This is a genomic window from Actinoplanes campanulatus (genome assembly GCF_014647795.1).
GTDB classification, from domain to species: Bacteria; Actinomycetota; Actinomycetes; order Mycobacteriales; family Micromonosporaceae; genus Actinoplanes; species Actinoplanes campanulatus.
This window is the reverse complement of record NZ_BMPW01000021.1, coordinates 139,665-154,758: the sequence shown is the minus strand read 5'-3', so window position 1 is coordinate 154,758 and position 15,094 is coordinate 139,665. Positions and strand designations below refer to the sequence as shown.

Below are 15,094 nucleotides of genomic sequence, written 5' to 3'. Positions count from 1 at the left end.
GTCCTTCCGATCGGGGTCACCTACTGATCGGCGGCGGCCACCGGGGTTTTAGGGCGCAGCGGCTCGGCGAATCGCCAGCCCTCGGCGAGCAGGTCGTCGACGGCCCGGATCGCGGTGCGCAGGCGTCGCCCGTACGGCCCGGTCAGCTCCACCCACGGCGTGCCGCCGGCCGCCAGCCCGGCCCGGAACCGCCCGGTCATCCACTGCCGCAGGTGTTCGCCGTCACGCAACCCGTCGTCCTCGAACGGCACGTCCGCGCAGTCGGTCAGCAGGTAGAGGTCCGGCGCCCGGACCAGCTCGCACACCGCGGGCGAGGCGCTGCCCAGATAGCGCTCCTCCCAGACCGTGGTGGCGAAGGCGTCCGTGTCACCGAAGATCACCGGTGAGCCGGCATGGGCGGCCGCGTCCTCGTCCGCGCTCTGCTCGACCGCGACCGTCACGAAGTCCGCCCGGTCCCAGTTCACGTCGAAGACGGTGGCCTCCGGCCGGTCCGCCCGCAGCTCGGCGAGCTTGCGCTCGGTGAGCTCCCGGCCGAACTCGGGCACCCAGCGGGTGCCCGCCCAGACACCGCCGCGGGTCCGGTAGTGCCGGGCCAGCGCACGGGCCATGGTGGTGGTGCCGGTCGACTCGGCGCCCACCACGATCACCCGCCGGGCCAGGTGACCCCGGGCACCGGCCCGCAGCCGGTCCCAGTGCGCGGCCGGGTCGGCGCGGATCGCCGTACCGGAGACCGGCACGCGGAGCCGGTCCGGGTCGAGCAGGACCGGCTCGGCGTGGAAGCGGCGGGCCAGCTCGACCCCGTACGCCTCGGAGGAGAACACCGCGTCCACCCGGTCGACGCCGGCCGCCGCCCGGAAGACCGCCATGTGCAGCTCCCACACCGCCGGGTCGGCGTAGTCGATCGGGTGGTCGTCGTGCACCCCGGCGAACCGGACGTTCGGGCCGTGCTCGGCGCGCAGCCACGCCAGCCGATCGGCCAGCGGGATACTCTCCGCCGAGGAGGGCGCCACCACCACGGTGACCCGTTCGCAGGCGGCGGCCGCGGCGTCGATCAGCGCGTGGTGGCCCTCGTGCGGCGGATAGAACTTCCCGACGATCAGCCCGTGCCGGTACCTCATGCCGGAACCGCCCCGGGCCGTGCCCGCAGCGCCACCCGCCACGAACGCAGGCCCAGCACGCACAGGAGCAGGAAGGCCACGTACAGGATCGCGGTGAGCCGGAGATCCTTGTACACGTAGAGCGGGATGTAGATCAGGTCGGCGGCGATCCAGATCCACCAGCTCTCCACCAGCTTGCGGGTCTGGCCGTAGGTGGCCAGCAGGGACAGCGCCGTGGTGAGCCCGTCGGCCAGCGGGACCGTGGAGCCGGTGAGCCGGTCCAGGAAGAGCCAGAGGCCGGCGGTGAGCAGCACCCCGGCCACGATCAGGCCGGTCCACTCGGGACGGGTCGTGGAGCGGACCTCCAGGGCGGACCGGTTCTGGCCGCCGTACAGCCAGGCCCACCAGCCGTAGCAGCCGAGGATCACGTAGACGATCTGGAGGGTGGCGTCGGCGTACAGGCCCGCCGACCAGAAGACGACCATCAGCAGGAGCACGTTGAGGATGCCGAGCGGCCAGTTGAGGATGTGCCGGCGGACCAGGAGGCCGACGTTCACGAGCCCGGTCAGGAACCCGAGCACCTCGGCCCAGGACGTCGGCACGCCGAACGCCACCAGCGCCGGACTGTTCAACCAATCGATCATGGGGGACAGCATCACCGCCGTACGCCCGGGGAGGGAACCGGGTTATCCGGCGGGACGCAGGCGGTGGCCGGCCATCTCCAGCTCACCGTCCTGGACGGCGACCGCGGTCTGCAGGCCGGAGTCGTCCCGGAGCAGCACCGACCCGCCCTCGATCCGGTAGGTGCCGCGGGCCGGCCGTCGCCGGCCGGCCACCTCACCGGCGTACGTCCCGTCGGTCCGCAGGCTCAGCCGGACCACGCCGTCGGCGCTGTGCCACGAGCCCACCACGGCGTCGCTGATCGCCAGCGGGGGCCGGGGGCCGCCGGACCCGGAGTACGGGCCCGGCGAGCCCCCGAGCGCGATGGCCAGCAGCGAGGTGGCGTCGAGGACGGTGAAGTCGACACGGGAATCACAGACAGGGGTCACGATCAGCGGCTCCGGGGGTGTCGGGTCGGGGTCGGCCCTAACGGTCGGCACTCCCGGCCCGCGACGCTGGATTAGCTGAGTTGCAAACGGGAGCGGTCCGGTGCGCGTTCGGTTGCCGGTCAGCCGGTGGCGCGCAACGCCGCGGTCACCGCCACCGTGAACTTCTCCAGGTAGTCCTCTCCGATCGGCTGCCGGGCCACGGCCAGCCGCCAGTAGAGCGGGCCGAGGATCATGTCCACGGCCACCTCCGGATCGGTGCCCTCGGGCAGCTCGCCGCGGGTCACCGCCTGCCCGATCAGCTTCTCGCCGACGGCCTGCTGGTGGGTCCGGAGAGCCCGTTGCAGGGTCTCGGCGATCTGCGGGTTGCGGGCCGCCTCAGCCATCAGGTCAGGGATGATCTGGGACGCGATCCGGTGCTGGAGAGCCGTGCTCACGATCATCAGGAGGAGCTGGAGGTCACCGGAGAAACTGCCGGTGTCGGGAAGTGGAACTTTCCGCTCCGCGACATCCGAGATTATCTCCATTACCATTTCGAGCTTGTTGCTCCATCGACGGTAGATCGCCGTCTTGCCGACCCCGGCACGGCGGGCCACCGCCTCGATGGACAACCGGCCGTAACCGACCTCCGCCAGCTCACTCATGACGGCGTTTCGGATCGCCACGGTGATATCGCCTCGGAGCACCGCCGCTCCGGCTGGTGCGCGCTTGATTGTCGCCACACGGTCACTATAGCGCTACGACGTAACGGTTGCGTTCCGCCGTTTGGTCAGCTACCGTCACATCCACGTCGATACGAACCCGTTCCATCGGCATCGGCGGGGGCCTGTCATGCTGCATGCTGTGACCTCGCACCAGGCATCGGATCCCGCCGCGCCCTTCGGGCCGACCAGATCGGAGCACCACCCCATGCCAGAGACGGCGGTCGCCGAGACCGACGCCGGCCTCTCCCCCAAGGAGCTGGCCCGGCGCCACGGCCTGAGCGCGTCCGGGCGGCTTCCGAGCCTTCCGGACTACACCCGGCAGCTGTGGGAGTACCGGCACTTCATCCGGGCCCACTCCAGCGCGAAGATGACGTCCGCACTGGGCAACACCAAGCTCGGCGCGGTGTGGCAGGTGCTCACCCCGATCATCAACGCGGCTGTCTACTACGTCATCTTCGGCCTGGTCCTCGGTGGCCACGAGGAGATGCCGAACTTCATCGCGTACCTCTGCATCGGTGTTTTCGTGTTCCAGTTCACCCAGTCGGTGGTGCAGACCGGGACGAACGCGATCACCGGCAACCTGGGGCTGATCCGCGCGCTGCACTTCCCCCGGGCCAGCCTGCCGCTCTCCGCCTCTCTGGTGGAGATCCGCAACTTCGTGGTGGCGGTGTTCGTCCTGATGGGCATCGTGCTGATCACCGGCGAGCCGATCACCGTCGAGTGGCTGATCGTGGTGCCGGCCCTGATCCTGCAGTCGTTCTTCAACGTCGGCCTGGGCCTGTTCATGGCCCGCTACGGCTCCAAGGTGCGCGACGTCAAGCAGCTGATCCCGTTCATCATGCGGTTCTGGCTGTACGGATCGGCTGTCCTCTACCCGGTGACGAAGTTCCAGGACCTGCTGAGCGGCTGGCAGCTCCAGGTGGTCGAGGCCAACCCGCTGCTGGTCTACATCGAGCTGATGCGCCACGCGTTGCTCAAGGAAGCGACCCTGGCGAACTCCCCGGCCGTGCTGTGGATCGAGGCGGTCGTCTGGACCGTGGTCGTCGGCATCGGCGGCTTCGTTTACTTCTGGCGCGGAGAGAAGGGCTACGGCCGTGGCTGACAACGAGCGGGTTCCCACCGTCATCGCCGACGAGGCCCACATCATCTACAAGGTCCACCAGGCCGGTGCGTCCAGTTCCAGCCCGCTGGCCAGCTTCAAACGCCTGGCCACCCGGAGCAAGAACTCGAACATCCGTGAGGTGCACGCGGTCAAGGGTGTCAGCTTCGTGGCCTACAAGGGCGAGGCGATCGGCCTGATCGGCACCAACGGCTCGGGCAAGTCGACCCTTCTGCGCGCGGTGGCCGGTCTGCTGCCGGTCTCCCGGGGCGCGATCTACGCCTCCGGCCAGCCGTCCCTGCTGGGTGTGAACGCGGCACTGATGAACGAGCTGCCCGGCGACCGCAACGTCGAGCTGGGCTGCCTCGCGATGGGCATGTCGCCGGCCGAGGTGCGGGCGAAGAAGGACGAGATCATCGAGTTCTCCGGCATCAACGACAAGGGCGACTTCTCCACCCTGCCGATGCGGACGTACTCCTCGGGCATGTCGGCCCGGCTGCGCTTCTCGATCGCGGCCGCCAAGCAGCACGACGTGCTCCTGATCGACGAGGCGCTGGCCACCGGTGACGCCAAGTTCCGCAGGCGCAGCGAGGCCCGGGTCCGGGAGCTGCGCGCCCAGGCCGGCACGGTGTTCCTGGTGAGCCACAGCGAGCAGTCGATCCGGGACACCTGTGAGCGGTGCATCTGGCTGGAGGCCGGCACGATCCGCGCCGACGGCCCGACCGACGAGGTGATGAAGGAGTACGAGGCCTTCGCCCGCAGGTAGGCCCCGCACTCCCCCGGTGGTTCAGTTGACCGACAGGTGCACGTGGTTGGTGTGGTCGCTGGACGGGTCGCCGCCCGCCCCGCTGTACGACTTCCAGCCACTGCTCGGCAGCCAGATCCGGCGGTACCAGATCACGTACAGGACGTCCAGGTCGTCCGCGTTGTTGATGAAGTAGTTCGCCAGGTTGTCGCCGTACGTCTTGTCGGCTCCCGTGGCGTCCCCGCCGAAGGTGCCCTTCTCGGCGGAGAAGTCGCAGGCCCGGCCCTTGGGGTGCTCGCCGCTGTTCTGCGTACGCCAGCACTTGGTGAACCGGGTGAAGCCGTCCGCCCGGGCCTGCTTGTAGGCATGCAGCAGGGTCGCGGTGATGCAGCCGCCGGTGCCGGTCGGGTCGTCCTGGTTGCAGCTCGACCCGCCCGGGCCCGGCTCCGCGTCGGCACTGCCGCCGCCGTCGGAGGAGGACGAGGCGTCCGAGCCCTGGTTCGCCGCCTTGAGCGCCGCCTCGGCCTTGGCCTTCTGCTTCGCCATCACGGTGACCTGCTTCTGCTGGTCCTTGATCGCGATGTCGATGGAGTCCTTGGCCTTCTGGCGGTCGTCGCGGGTGGTCTTCAGGCCCTGGATCGCCCGGCTCTGGTCGGCCGCGACGATGGCCAGGGTCTCGGCCCGGCCCAGGAAGCCCTCGGCCGAATCGGCGGCGAGCACGGCTGACATCGGCCCGGCCCGGCCCGCGGTGTACGCCTGCGTGGCGATCAGGTCGAGTTGCTCCTGCTGTGGCCCGAGCTCGGTGTCCAGGCGCTTGAGCTCCGAGGTCAGCTTGGTCTGCTGCTCCTTGGAGGTCTTCAGCTTCTTCTTGGCCTCGATGTAGCCGCTGGAGGCCTTCTCGAGTTGTTCGATGAGGGACTTCGATCCGCCCTCACCGTCGTCCCCGGTGTCTCCGGGGGCGGCGAGCAGCCGGGGGGCCGCGCTGGCCGGCGACGCGACGACGGCCAGTCCGCACGCGGCGACGAGCAGCGCCAGCAACGCCGCTAATCGCCGCGCAGTGTTCTGCTGCACAGGCATTTCCTTCCGTCGGCCGCCGGCCGGGTTAGCTGACGGGTTCGGGACGAAGGAAATCCCTACCGCGAGTAGCGGATTCACCCCGGGATGCGGCTTATTCGCGACCTACCTCGAGCCTCGCTCGCCGTAGGCCGACAACGGTGGCCCTCACCGTCGCGAATAAGTCGCACATTGGTTCCCCGGCTCGCCATTCACGGCGATTAGGCGGCGGCCCCCGCGCGGGAACCGCACCGACCATACCGACTCGATCGACAGATCGACAGTTCTCGTACGCACCGCAATTGCCCCGACACGACAGGTGATTGCAATTACGGAATGTGTTTGCGAGGTAACTCTTTTCGCGGTTCCTGGGGTCTGATCCACGGCGATATCTCGGGTAAACTGGCCGCCGGTCCTGCCAGGACGGCACCGCCCCCGAGTTGCCGGCAGGCCGCCGCCCAATCGTCGCAAGACGAGCCGGGGAACCAGGTTCACTGGGGTGTATCCGCAGTTTGCGGTAGGGATTGCTTCCGTCCCGAACCCGTCAGCTAACTCGGTCGGCGGTGTCACGGAAGGAACTGTTGATGGCAGCAAGTCCCCGCCGGTGGCTGATACTTGCCCTGGCGCCGCTGGTGAGCGCCCTGATGTTCATGGCGCCCGCGACTCCGGCCGCGGCCGAGCCAGGCGGCTCCTCATCCTCCGCACAGGAGGAGGACGAGGACGCAACTCTCAACGACGTGATCGAGTCGACCAACCGGCGCTACGCCTCCGCGAAGTCCGCGGTGACGCAGTCCACCAAGACGCAGGCCAAACTGGCCACGCAGATCAAGGCGGCGGAGGGCCGGCGGGACGCACTGATCCCCGAGGTCGACCAGATCGCCAAGCAGCAGTACATGACCGGCAACCTGAGCGCCATGGGCTTCCTTCTCAGGTCCCAGGACTCGGGCGACTTCCTGACCAAGGCGGTCTCCCTCGAAGAGATCAACAAGCTGCACGACGCCAAGCTGCACGAGCTCAACGTGGCGATCACCGAGATCTCGGAGAGCAAGGCGAAGCTGGATGCCGAGGTCAAGGCGCAGCAGCAGAACGCCGCCGTGATGAAGAAGCAGAAGGACGCGGCCGACAAGGCGTTCCAACTGGTCGGCGGCAAGTCGGTGACCAAGGGCCTCGTGGTGGCGGACTCGCCGGAGGCCGACCCGGCGCCGCGGAACTCCTCCGGCGGTTTCTCCTCGGAGGGCTGCACCGAGGACGACCCGACCACCGGCGGCTGCATCACCAAGCGCACGCTGCACATGTACAAAGAGACCAAGAAGGCCGGCTTCAACATGTTCGTCGGCTGCCACCGCGACGGCGGGCCCTTCGAACACCCCAAGGGCCGTGCCTGCGACTGGTCGTTGCAGAAGAGCGGATTCTCGGTCTACGACACCGACAAGGAATTCAGGTACGGCAACAACCTGATGGCGTTCCTGGTCCGTAACGCCGACGAGCTCGGCATCTACTACGTGATCTGGAACAAGATGATCTGGTTCCCGGCATCGGGCTGGAAGACCTACCACGGGGTCAGTGACCACACCGACCACGTACACGTCTCGATGCTCTGACGGACCTCATGAGAACGGCCCCCGCCCATCCGGACGGGGGCCGTTCTCATGTGCTCAGTGCACCGCGCGCCGGACCGGAGCGCGGCCGTGCGGCTGGGTCGGCGCCGGGCCCGGCGGCACCGCGGCCGGGATCGGCATGGTGACCGGTCGCACCTGGGTCACCTCGAGTTCCTTGCCGTGGTGGACCAGGGTGAGCCGGGCCTGCCCGCCACCGTTGCGCAGCGAGTAGGTCACCTCGTCGGAGGTCACGTTGACGCGCAGCCGCAGACCCCGCCAGAGCAGCGAGAACTCCAGATTGTTGATCCGGCTGGGCAGCCGCGGCGCGAAGCTCAGCTGGCCGTTGAAGTCCCGCATGCCGCCGAGGCCGGCGACCAACGCGATCCAGGAGCCGGCCAGGGACGCCACGTGCACGCCGTCCCGCGCGTTCTGGTGCAGGTCGTGCAGGTCCATCAGGGCGGCCTCGCCCAGGTAGTCGTGCGCCAGCTCGAGATGCCCGGTCTCGGCCGCCATGACCGCCTGGATGCAGGCCGACAGCGACGAGTCCCGGACGGTACGGGCGTCGTAGTACGCGAAGTTGCGCGCCTTCTCCTCCGGGGTGAACGCGTCGCCCCGGATGTACATCGCCATCACCAGGTCGGCCTGCTTGACCACCTGCTTGCGGTACAGGTCGAAGTACGGGAAGTTGAGCAGCAGCGGGTAGCCCTCCGGCGGCGTGCCCTCGAAGTCCCACTCCTGGAGCCGGGTGAAGCCCTCGCACTGCTGGTGGACGCCCAGCTCCTTGTCGTAGGGGATGTGCACGGCCGCCGCCGCGTCCCGCCAGGAGGCCGCCTCCTCGTCGTTGACCCCGAGACCGCGGGCCAGGTCCGGGTGCCGCTGGCAGGCGTCGACGGCGGCCATCAGGTTCTGCTGCGCCATCAGGTTGGTGTAGATGTTGTCGTTCACCACGGCGGTGTACTCGTCCGGCCCGGTGACGCCGTCGATGTGGAACCGCCCGTGCCGGTCGTGGTGGCCCAGCGACCGCCACAGCCGCGCCGTCTCCACGAGCAGCTCCAGGCCGACCTCACGCTCGAAGTCGAAGTCCCCGGTGGCCTGCACGTAGCGGCGGACCGCGTCGGCGATGTCGGCGGCGATGTGGAAGCCGGCGGTGCCGGCCGGCCAGTAGCCCGAGCACTCCTGGCCGCGAATGGTCCGCCACGGAAAGGCCGCCCCCGACAGGCCCAGCGTCTGCGCCCGCTCCCGGGCCAGATCCAGCGTCGAGTGCCGCCAGCGCAGCACGTCGGCCGCCGCGGAGGGCTGGGTGTAGGTGAGCGCCGGCAGCACGAACGTCTCGGCGTCCCAGAACGTGTGGCCGTCGTAGCCGGGGCCGGTCAGGCCCTTGGAGCCGATCGGCCGCTTCTCCGCCCGGGCGCCGGCCTGGAGCGTGTGGAAGAGGCCGAACCGAACCGCCTGCTGCACCTCCGGGTCGCCCTCGACCTTGACGTCCGAGTGGTCCCAGAACGCGTCCAGGTAGTCCTGCTGCTGCTGGACCAGACCCTCCCAGCCGTCCAGCCGGGCGCTGGCCAGGGCCGCCCCGACCTGGTCGCGCAGGGCGGGCAGCGAGCGCATGCTGGACCACCCGTACGCCGCCAGCTTGACCACCCGCAGCTTCTGCCCGGGCTCCAGACGGCAGGCGACCGTGGTGCGCAGCCAGTCCGGGTGGCCCTCGGTGGTGATGGCGTGCCGGCCCGGGGTCTCGACCAGGTGCTCCATGGCCGCGGCCATCCGCAGGTCACTGGCCTTCGTGCGGTGGATCAGGATGCCGCCGGCGGGCTGCTCCATCATCTCCTCGGCCAGCAGCGGGCGGTCCAGCACGGCGGCCACCCGGGGGTCCTTGCTCATCGGCGGCAACTGCTCGTTCGCCACCAGCTCGGATTGCAGGATCAGCCGGGCCGAGGTCTCCAGGGGCTCCACCTCGTACAGGAAGGCCACGACCGCGCGCTGGGTGAACGAGACCAGCCGGACGGTCCGCACCCGGACACCCTGGCCGGACGGGGACACCCACTCGACGCACCGTTCCAGCAGGCCCGCCCGCAGGTCGAGGCAGCGCTCGTGGGAGCGCAACTCGCCGTACCGGACGTCGAACGGCTCGTCGTTGACGAGCAGGCGCATCAGCTTGGCGTTGGTGACGTTGACCATGGTCTGGCCGGACTCGGGAAAACCGTACCCCGCCTCGGCGTGCGGCAGCGGCCGCAGCTCATAGAACGAGTTCAGATAGCTGCCCGGCAGACCGTGCGGCTCGCCCTCGTCCAGGTTTCCGCGTATCCCGATGTGGCCGTTCGAGAGAGCGAATACCGACTCGGACTGGGCCATCAGGTCCAGGTCGAGCCGGGTCTCCCGGATGTGCCAAGGGTCGACGGGATAAGCCCGTTCACGGATCACGGTCGTGCCTCTCGTAACTGATTTCAGAGGAGGTCTTTGAGATCTTGCACCACGATGTCGGCGCCGTGTTCGCGCAGCGCGTCAGCCTGGCCCACCCGGTCCACGCCGATCACGATGCCGAAGCCACCGGCCCGGCCGGCGGCCACGCCCGCCTGGGCGTCCTCGAACACGGCACAGCTCGCCGGGTCGAGGCCGAGCAGCTCGGCGCCCTTGAGGAAGGTATCCGGCGCGGGCTTGCCGGGCAGACCCAGCTCACGCGCGACGACGCCGTCCACGCGGGCCTCCAGGAGGTCGGCGATCCCGGCCGCCTCCAGGACGTCCTTGCAGTTGGCGCTCGCCGACACGACCGCACGGCGTAGACCGGCGGCCCTGGCGGCCCTCAGGTACTCCACCGATCCGGGGTAGACCTGGACGGCGCCTTCTTTGATCTTCTGTAGCACGAGCACGTTCTTGCGATTGCCGATGCCGTTGACGGTCTCCCGATCGGGGGTGTCGTCCGGGTCGCCCTCGGGCAGGGTGATGCCCCGGGACGCCAGGAACGTCCGGACACCGTCGGCACGCTGACGGCCGTCGACATAACGGTGATAGTCGACGCCGGAATCGAATGGGACGAAAAGTTGATCATGTCTTTCCGCCCACGATTCCAGGAACGTATCGAACGTTTGTTTCCATGCGGCGCTGTGCACGAGCGCGGTCTGCGTCAGCACGCCGTCAAGATCGAAAAGGCAAGCGGTCACCTGTGAAGGAAGTCCGAGCACGCGCCCAATGTAGCCGGACGCGATCCACGAGGAGCGCGGAAGGGCGTCTTCACATTTCCACGATGTTTCACAAGGCGTTCAACCTGCTGTTTCACCGGGGATCCGGCACGACATCCAGACCGATACGTAGGCCGATCGAGGTACCGATCGGCCCGGTGGCCGTCGTGACCTCGTCACAGAGCTGATGAGCCAGCCAGAGACCCCGGCCGCCGACCTCGAACGTCTCCGGCGTGCGCACGCGGTCCAGAAAGGCGCTCGGGATGCCCGGGCCGGCGTCGTCCACCACGCACCACACCGAGCCGCCGTCGATCCGCAGCACGACCCGGCCCCGCCCACCCGCGTGCAGCACCACGTTGGTGATCACTTCGTTGACGGCCAGCACGAACCCGTCCAGGCGGTCACCGGCGAGCCCGGCGACGCCCAGCAACCGGGTGATCTCATGCCGCAGGATCGTGATGTCGTCCCGGCCGAAGGCACGGTCCAGCAGCACCGGCCACGCCCGCGAGGGGCCGGAAGCCGCGCGCACGCCTTGGCCGTTCCTTTCCTCCACCGTGCAGCAGCCTACGCGCTGTGGCCGACCGGTAGCGGGAGGCATCCGTGGACGCGCCCGGAAGTGGCGCGGGACCCCCGGTCAGCGCCAGCCGACATCGATCCGGTCACCCCGCTCGTCGAAGAAGTGCACGGCGTCCATCCGCACCGACACGGCCAGCGGATGACCGGGACCGATCGCCGGGTACGGCGCCAGGCGCACCGCCAGCTCGGCCGGCTTGCGGTGATGCTTGCCCACCTCGCTCAGCACACCGACACGGCCCTGCGGGGCCACCGGCTCCGGCGTCTGGCCGGCCAGACGTTGCAGCGCCTTCCGGAACCCGCCACCGACGCTCCGGGTCTCGGTCACCGGGCCGCTCATCTCGTCCACCACGATCGCCGTGGCGCCGATGTCCAGGTATGCCAGCGACTCGTGCCCGTGGTGCTCCAGGAAGCGGATCCGGCCCTGGAAGACGGGCCCCTGCGTGTCCGGCGTGACCGGGGTGAGCGCCTCGGCCCGGATGCCGACCACGATCCGCTCGCCGTGGTAGCGGGCCACCGCCCGGGCGCGTGGGTCGTTCCACGGCATGTAGAGCGTCTGCTCGCCGAAGCTCAGCGCGATGTACTGGTCCAGGTGCACGTAGACCGCGGCCTCGAGCAGGTTCATCTTGGGCGAGCCCAGGAAGGCGGCGACGTACAGGGTGGCCGGGCGCCGGTAGACCTCGGTCGGCGTGCCGACGTCCTGGAGCACGCCCTTGCGCATGATCGCGACGCGGTCCGCCATGGTCAGCGCCTCGGCCTGGTCGTGGGTCACGTACATGGTCGTCACACCCAGCTCACGAGTCATGCTCGTGATCTCGGCGCGCAACTCGGCGCGGAGTCCACTGTCAAGGTTGGACAATGGCTCGTCCATCAGGAAGATGCCTGGTCGACGCACCATGGCGCGGCCCATCGCGACCCGCTGCCGCTGACCGCCGGAGAGCTGACTCGGCCGCCGCGCCAGGACCTCGCCGATGCCGAGCGCGCCGGCGATCGCGTCCACCCGCTCCTGCCTCGGTGTCGGCTCGATACCGGACAGCTTCAGCGGGAAACCGATGTTCTCCGAGACGGTCATGTGCGGATAGAGCGCGAAATCCTGAAACACCATCGCGATGCTGCGGTCCCGCGGCGGCAGCTCCAGAACGGGCTCGCCGTTCAGGAGAATGTCCCCCTGCGTGGGATCCTCCAACCCGGCGATCATCCGCAGCACGGTCGACTTTCCGCAGCCCGAAGGCCCGAGCAGGACCATGAACTCGCCGTCCTGCACATCCAGGCTGACGTTGTCGACGGCAGTGGTGCCGTCTGGCCAGATCTTGGTGACCTCTTTCAGCGCGACGGTGGACACCGTCAACCTCCCGCATCGACTGTGATCCCGATCCCACGACGGTCGGCGATCGGGTACTGACTCTGCGAGTGGCTTCGATGCTTCGCCATCGGGCGAAAGTGCCATTTGCACATAGTGATCAATCGATTACAGAGATCAGACCTTTTCGCCTCTCTCATGTGCACGTGCACAGAAAAACATTTTTCATCGGTACGCGACACAAGCCCACAAAAGCACTTTCTCGCCCCGCCAAGCCCCGCGATCAATTGCCACTCAAGCCCGTGCCGCGCCCGCCGGCATGCCCCACCCAACGCACCGATCTTGGACGCTTCGCCACCGCGGGCGGTGGCGAAGCGTCCAAGATCGGCGTAACGGGGTTGTGGGGCTAGCGGGACGCCTTCCAGTCCTTCACGGCGGTGAGGGTGAACGTGAACAAGACGGCGGCCGCCAGGAGGGCCGTGGCGGAGGTGGCATAACCCAGGAGGGCCGCGACGACCAGGAGCAGGACGCGGCCGTCCCAGCCGAGGACGGCGCCGCCCGCACCGGTCGCCGGGGCGCCCTTCTCCATCCGGGCGGTCAGGTCGTAGTGGCGCATGGCCAGAGCGAACAGCAGCAGGAAGACCACGGCGGGCGGAACCGGCCCGTAGAGGCCCACGGCCGCCACCGTCAGGTACTCGGCGGCCCGCAGGGCGGCCGGCACCAGCCAGTCCAGGGAGCCGTCGTGCCGCACCCGCGCCGGGAAGCCGCAGACCAGCACCGGAATCACCACGAGCGCGAGCACCCACGGCCGATGGCCCGGCCCGGCGGCGGCCGTCGCGGCCACCGCGGCCATGGCGTAGACCGTGAAGAGGGCGGCGAACGGCAGCGGCCGCCCGGCGCCCACCCGGCTCAGCACCGACCGCACCAGCGGCCCGTCGTCGCGGTGCCGCATGGTGTCGACCGTGTGCAGCACCCCGACCCGCATGGAGAGGGCCCGCAGCGACCGCAGCGCCAGCGTGTAGGCCGCCGCCAGCAGACCGAAACCGACCACGGCGGCCAGCGTCACCCGGCCGTCGGTGAACGCGGCCAGCACGGCGATCAGCGCCCACCGCTCACCGATCGGGAAGACCACGATCCGCTTGGCCCAGTAGATCAGTGACCCGCGCTGGCTCTGCGCCTTGACCGAGGCCGCGGTGAGCCGCGCACCCACTCCACCGGACGCGGCCGGGGCGGGACGGGCGGCGGCCTCGTCGTGCAGGGCGCCGTACCAGGTGTCGGTCATGTGCCGGGCGGTCTGGAGGATGATCGCGGCGATCGCGAGCGGCCACGCGTACGGCAGCCCGATCCGCTCCGCCCCGGCCGCCAGACCGGCGTAGACCGCGTACTCCTTGGCCCGGTCGGCCATCGTGTCGAGCCAGCCGCCGAAGGCGTCGAACTTCCGCGTGTACCGCGCCAGTTGCCCGTCCACGCAGTCGAGCACGAACCCGAGGTAGAGCAGCACCCCGCCGAGCACCATGGCGACCCGGGAGGCCTGCCAGAACAGCAGCGCCGCGGCGACCGCGAAGAGCACCGACAGCCCGGTCACCGCGGTCGGTGTCAGCCGGAGCCGGGCGGCGGCCCGGGTGACCAGCGGCGACCAGCTGCTCACCGCGTACGTCGTGAAGAAGTCGTCCTGTTCCTTGACGGCGAGCCGGAGTCGCGCCGCGTCCTCGTCCACCGCGGCGACCGCGGCCCGTGCCCCGGCCAGCTCCGCCTCGGTGGTGACCTGCTCGGCGTGCAGCAGGCGCACCCGGGTGGCGACCGGCACGAACCCGTCGGCGAGCATCTCGGCCAGCACGTCGGGGTGGTCGGCGGCCTTCTCCAGCAGCGGCAGCTCGGCGGGGGCGATGCACATGGCGCCCAGGTAGCGCACGGTCCCGCCGCCGGGCGGGGCGGCGATGACGCGGCCCCGGTCCTCTTTGAGCTCACCGGCCGGGTCGGCGGCGACCAGCACGGTGCTGCGCCCGGCCGGCTCGGTGGCCAGCGTCCAGAGCAGGCTGCCGTGCGCGACCAGGTTGTCGGCGCAGATCAGGAGGGGGACACCCGCGTCGCGGGCCTGCCGGGCCAGCTCCCGCAGGCGGACGGCCTCGCCGTCGCCCGGGGTGAGGCGGTGGACCGCCGGGATCCCGGCCGCCCGCAGCGCACCGGTCAGGTCGCCGGCGAGCCGGTCGGCGTCACTGTCCGGGATGGCGGGGCCGGTCCGTGCGGTCAGAACGGCCAGCGTCACCGGAGCACCACCGCTTGCCTCCTCAGCCTGACGGACCGGTCCTCACCAGGCCCGAAACGCGGTCCAGGTTAACAGCGGGCGTCACATGGGTACGGGTCACCCTTACGGGAGCTGACTCGCTCGCATCCACCCGTGGAACGAGGGACGGCCCGGCTCCCGTACCTACCGTCGAAGTGGCCACGGCAGAGAGCCGGGGCCGCCGCCGAAGGAGTGGATGACGTGACCAGCCCCCTCAGGACCCGCTCGTTCTCCCGCCCCCGTAACAACCGCCGGATCGCCGGTGTGTGCGCCGGGTTGGCCCAGCGTTTCGGGATGCGCCCCGGCACCGTCCGGCTGCTGTTCGTCCTGTCCTGCCTGCTCCCGGGCCCGCAGTTCCTGGCCTACCTGGTCCTCTGGGCGCTGATGCCCAGCGAGTGACGCCCGTCGGAGGGCGTGAG

14 protein-coding genes and 2 riboswitches are annotated in these 15,094 nt (G+C 69.7%); of the genes, 4 read left to right on the top strand and 10 right to left on the bottom strand.

The genetic code is table 11. The features are described 5' to 3' along the window. Positions 1-20: 20 nt before the first annotated feature. From IEZ13_RS34880 to IEZ13_RS34865, 4 genes are all read right to left on the bottom strand, one after another. Complete coding sequence (locus IEZ13_RS34880; RefSeq protein WP_183225301.1) at positions 21-1,118, bottom strand: AAA family ATPase; 1,098 nt, start codon at positions 1,116-1,118, stop codon at positions 21-23. Then, entirely contained in the window at positions 1,115-1,741 is a 627-nt protein-coding gene (gene pnuC / locus IEZ13_RS34875; RefSeq protein WP_183225302.1) for a nicotinamide riboside transporter PnuC, read from the bottom strand. Before pnuC ends, IEZ13_RS34880 begins: the two co-directional genes overlap by 4 nt. A gap of 42 nt (positions 1,742-1,783) precedes the next feature. Next, positions 1,784-2,146: an Atu4866 domain-containing protein gene (locus IEZ13_RS34870; RefSeq protein ID WP_183225303.1), complete on the bottom strand. Its 363-nt coding sequence runs from the start codon at positions 2,144-2,146 to the stop codon at positions 1,784-1,786. Between the two features lie 119 nt (positions 2,147-2,265). Then, the gene (locus tag IEZ13_RS34865; RefSeq protein WP_183225304.1) at positions 2,266-2,829 is read right to left on the bottom strand and encodes a TetR/AcrR family transcriptional regulator; all 564 of its coding nucleotides are present in this window, start codon (positions 2,827-2,829) and stop codon (positions 2,266-2,268) included. 223 nt (positions 2,830-3,052) lie between these two features. Here IEZ13_RS34865 and IEZ13_RS34860 point away from each other — a divergent pair, with 223 nt between their 5' ends. Further along, positions 3,053-3,949: an ABC transporter permease gene (locus IEZ13_RS34860; protein WP_183225305.1), complete on the top strand. Its 897-nt coding sequence runs from the start codon at positions 3,053-3,055 to the stop codon at positions 3,947-3,949. Continuing rightward, positions 3,942-4,712 (top strand): ABC transporter ATP-binding protein, encoded by a 771-nt coding sequence (locus IEZ13_RS34855; protein WP_183225306.1) that lies wholly within the window; start codon positions 3,942-3,944, stop codon positions 4,710-4,712. Before IEZ13_RS34860 ends, IEZ13_RS34855 begins: the two co-directional genes overlap by 8 nt. A gap of 21 nt (positions 4,713-4,733) precedes the next feature. Here IEZ13_RS34855 and IEZ13_RS34850 read toward each other — a convergent pair whose 3' ends face one another. Further along, positions 4,734-5,729 (bottom strand): coiled-coil domain-containing protein, encoded by a 996-nt coding sequence (locus tag IEZ13_RS34850; RefSeq protein ID WP_229795406.1) that lies wholly within the window; start codon positions 5,727-5,729, stop codon positions 4,734-4,736. A 37-nt stretch (positions 5,730-5,766) separates the two neighbouring features. Continuing rightward, a riboswitch (cyclic di-AMP (ydaO/yuaA leader) is annotated at positions 5,767-5,982 on the bottom strand. A 207-nt stretch (positions 5,983-6,189) separates the two neighbouring features. Then, a riboswitch (cyclic di-AMP (ydaO/yuaA leader) is annotated at positions 6,190-6,324 on the top strand. Positions 6,325-6,328: 4 nt separating this feature from the next. On the opposite strand from IEZ13_RS34850, the gene IEZ13_RS34845 reads away from it, so the two are divergent. Further along, a complete protein-coding gene (locus IEZ13_RS34845) occupies positions 6,329-7,345 on the top strand; it encodes a coiled-coil domain-containing protein (RefSeq protein ID WP_183225308.1) in 1,017 nt (338 codons plus the stop codon). 54 nt (positions 7,346-7,399) lie between these two features. Here the strand turns inward: IEZ13_RS34845 and IEZ13_RS34840 are convergent, their stop codons facing one another. The 5 genes from IEZ13_RS34840 to IEZ13_RS34820 form a co-directional block, all read right to left on the bottom strand. After that, positions 7,400-9,763 (bottom strand): glycoside hydrolase family 65 protein, encoded by a 2,364-nt coding sequence (locus IEZ13_RS34840; RefSeq protein ID WP_183225309.1) that lies wholly within the window; start codon positions 9,761-9,763, stop codon positions 7,400-7,402. Between the two features lie 23 nt (positions 9,764-9,786). After that, entirely contained in the window at positions 9,787-10,521 is a 735-nt protein-coding gene (locus IEZ13_RS34835) for a beta-phosphoglucomutase family hydrolase (protein WP_183225310.1), read from the bottom strand. Between the two features lie 91 nt (positions 10,522-10,612). Beyond that, complete coding sequence (locus tag IEZ13_RS34830; RefSeq protein WP_229795404.1) at positions 10,613-11,047, bottom strand: ATP-binding protein; 435 nt, start codon at positions 11,045-11,047, stop codon at positions 10,613-10,615. Between the two features lie 105 nt (positions 11,048-11,152). Then, a complete protein-coding gene (locus tag IEZ13_RS34825; protein WP_183225312.1) occupies positions 11,153-12,433 on the bottom strand; it encodes an ABC transporter ATP-binding protein in 1,281 nt (426 codons plus the stop codon). A 364-nt stretch (positions 12,434-12,797) separates the two neighbouring features. Beyond that, positions 12,798-14,657 (bottom strand): DUF5941 domain-containing protein, encoded by a 1,860-nt coding sequence (locus IEZ13_RS34820; RefSeq protein ID WP_183225313.1) that lies wholly within the window; start codon positions 14,655-14,657, stop codon positions 12,798-12,800. A gap of 219 nt (positions 14,658-14,876) precedes the next feature. On the opposite strand from IEZ13_RS34820, the gene IEZ13_RS34815 reads away from it, so the two are divergent. Then, entirely contained in the window at positions 14,877-15,074 is a 198-nt protein-coding gene (locus tag IEZ13_RS34815; RefSeq protein ID WP_183225314.1) for a PspC domain-containing protein, read from the top strand. The last annotated feature ends 20 nt before the right edge of the window (positions 15,075-15,094 follow it).

What these genes read in the sequence shown, in the direction of transcription:
- IEZ13_RS34880 (WP_183225301.1), bottom strand. Translation starts at nt 1,118, where the DNA reads ATGAGGTACCGGCACGGGCTGATCGTCGGGAAGTTCTATCCGCCGCAC.
- pnuC (WP_183225302.1), bottom strand. Translation starts at nt 1,741, where the DNA reads ATGATCGATTGGTTGAACAGTCCGGCGCTGGTGGCGTTCGGCGTGCCG.
- IEZ13_RS34860 (WP_183225305.1), top strand. Translation starts at nt 3,053, where the DNA reads ATGCCAGAGACGGCGGTCGCCGAGACCGACGCCGGCCTCTCCCCCAAG.
- IEZ13_RS34845 (WP_183225308.1), top strand. Translation starts at nt 6,329, where the DNA reads ATGGCAGCAAGTCCCCGCCGGTGGCTGATACTTGCCCTGGCGCCGCTG.